Annotated in this window: 1 protein-coding gene and 1 pseudogene; both read left to right on the forward strand. The window is 71.5% G+C overall.

The genetic code is table 11. The annotated features are described in order from the left end of the window. The first annotated feature begins 664 nt into the window (after positions 1-664). A complete protein-coding gene (locus M0P34_RS14795; RefSeq protein WP_291500497.1) occupies positions 665-1,672 on the forward strand; it encodes a sigma-54 dependent transcriptional regulator in 1,008 nt (335 codons plus the stop codon). 75 nt (positions 1,673-1,747) lie between these two features. Further along, positions 1,748-2,786, forward strand: a pseudogene (locus M0P34_RS14800) (hypothetical protein); the annotation flags it as partial.

Raw genomic sequence — 2,786 nt, forward strand, 5'->3', positions numbered from 1 at the left:
CGGGATTTGTTCCAGAACACGGCTATGGTCTGCTCCGGCTTCCCCTTGCGCGCGGGGGCGGTCACATAGGGCATCATCAGGTAGACCTGATACGGGGCTTCCCCTTGCGCGCGCGGGGGGCGGGCGGACGCCCTGGACCTCATGCGAACCCTCGTCGGCTTCCCTTTGCGCGCGGGGGGCGGGTGCCCTCGCCCCAGAGCGCGGCTTTGGCCGTGGGTTTCCCCTCGCGCACGGGGGGCGCAAATCGGCGGCCCCGACTCCATATCCCGGTGCGGTTTCCCCTTGCGCGCGGAGGGCGGGCTGAACCCGGCGCAGGAGCAGGCGCTGCTTGCCGGTTTCCCCTCGCGCACAGATGGGGCGGGCACGCGGCAGGCGCGGCGCCAAGGGGGCGGGCAGCCCCGAGGAGTCGGAGCATGAATACTGAAACGGTTCCCCCTGCTCCCGGACAGAAGTGTTGCTCCTGTTCCCGATGGTCCAAGGCTGGCAGGCCCCCGGTTCGGCGTGCAGTCCCTTTCCCGCGTTTCCCTCCGGCCGATGAAAAACCGGGAAGCTGAAAATATTTCTAGAGCTTCTCTTGACTTTATGTCAGAAGATTGACAGCAAGGATGAGATTTCCGAGGTCGCGCCGGGCCTGGCCCGGGTTTTTTGAGGGAAGGGAGAGGAGATGGATCTGAACACCTGCGGCATCATCGGCCAGAGTCCCGCCCTGCTGGACGTTTTCAAGGTCCTGGCCAAGGTGGCGCCCACGGACAGCACCGTGCTGGTCACCGGCGAGTCGGGCACGGGCAAGGAGCTTCTGGTGCGCGCGCTGCATGCCAACAGCAGGCGGACCGACAAGCCCTTCGTGCCCATCAACTGCGGCGCCATCCCCCGCGAGCTTTTGGAGTCCGAGCTCTTCGGCCATGAGAAGGGCGCCTTCACCCACGCCATCCGCTCGCGCCAGGGCCGCTTCGAGCTGGCCGACGGCGGAACGATCTTCCTTGACGAAATCGGCGAACTGGACCTTTCGCTCCAGGTCAAGATCCTGCGCGTGCTCCAGGAAAAGGAATTCGAGCGCGTGGGCGGCACGGGCACCAAGAAGGTCGACGTGCGCGTGGTCGCGGCCACCAACCGCGACCTGGAGGCCGAGGTGGCGCGCGGGGTCTTCCGCGAAGATCTTTTCTACCGCCTGAACGTCATCCCCATCCACCTGCCCCCGCTGCGCGAGCGCGGCGACGACGCCATGCTCCTGGCCGACACGTTCCTGCGCGGCTTTTGCCGCGACAAGGAGCGCAAGACCCTGCGCCTGTCGCCCGAGGCGCGCGACATGCTCCTGCGCTACGCCTGGCCCGGCAACGTCCGCGAGCTGGAAAACATCATGGAGCGGCTGTCGATCCTGTGCGACAACGACGTGGTCGGCGCCGACGACCTGCCCTCCAAGATCTGGACCAGCCTCGGCCAGGAGAAGGCCCGGCCCGCGCCCCCGGCCCCGGCGGCGGGCTTCGCCTGGCCCCGGCTGCGCGACATGGAGGACAAGGGCATGGACCTCAAGACGTTCCTGGACGAGATGGAGGACCGCCTGTTGCGCGAGGCCCTGGACACGGCCGACGGCGTGAAGAACCGTGCCGCCGAGATCCTGGGCATCAAGCGCACCACGCTTATCGAGAAGCTGAAGAAGAAACAGATCGGCTGACCCCCGCGCCGTGCGGGCGCGCTGGTGCGCCCGTGTTTGCTGCGGATATTGCACGGTTTTTGCAGGCTTTTTGCCGTGAACGCACGTTCCGCTTGCAGGCTTGCCTGCCTCTTCGTCCTGACGGGCCTTGCGGCGCTCGTCCTGGCTGCCCCGGCCCTGGGGGTGGTCTATTCCTTCGGGCGGCATCCGGACAAGGAGCGCCTGGTGCTGCAATTCCCCGCCGGGCTGCCGGAATACACCCTGGCCCGCAGCGCGCCCCGGGCCCTGGCCCTGCGCCTGCCGGGCGGGGGGGATGCGGCGGGCGCGCTGCCCGACGTGGCCGGGGCGCGGCTGGTTTCCGGGCTGCGTGTGGTTCCCGGCGGGCTGGATGTGGAGCTGTCCACCCCCGAGGCGGGATTTGTGGCCTTCACCCTGGACAACCCGCCCCGGCTGGTGGTGGACGTGTTCAGCGATCCCCTGGGTGCGCGCTGGAAGCCCGAGGGCCCCGCCCCGCGCCGGGAGACCCCGGCGCCGCCGCCGGGCTCCGCCGCCCCCGCGCCGCCAGCCCCCGCCGCGCCCCGGCCCGCGCCGCCCGTGGCGACCCAGGATCTTCCCGACCCCGCGCCGCCCGCGGCGACCCAGACCAGCCCCGCCCCCGCGCCGCCCGCGCCCCAGGCCGCAACTCCGGCCGTACCGCCTGTCCCCGCGCCGCAGGCTTCGCCGTCGGCAACTCCGGCCGCCCCTGCCGCGCCCGCGCCGCAGGCTTCGCCGTCGCCCGCCCCGACCCCTCCGGCCGTCCAGGACGGGCAGGACGGGCAGATGCGCACATTTTTCGAAGTACCTTATGTATTCCGGGGGCGGGTCACGCCGCCTGGGCAGGCCGCGCCTGCCCAGGCGGAGCGGGTGCCCGATCCCGGCGCCCCCGCGTCCGCCCCGGCCCCGCCCGACCCCGGCGCCCCCGCGTCCGGCCCGGCCCCGGCTTCCGCCGCGCCCGGAGAGCCCGGGGCGGCGGCGCAGGCCGTGCCCGTGCCGGGAAAACCGGGAACCTTTTCCGTGAGCGGACGGGTGCCCGCCGCCGGACAGGCCGTTGGCGCCGTGCCCGGGGCCGAGGTGCCCGCCGACACCGACCGGCCCG

Source organism: Desulfocurvus sp. (assembly GCF_023230885.1).
Taxonomy (GTDB): domain Bacteria; phylum Desulfobacterota; class Desulfovibrionia; order Desulfovibrionales; family Desulfovibrionaceae; genus Desulfocurvus.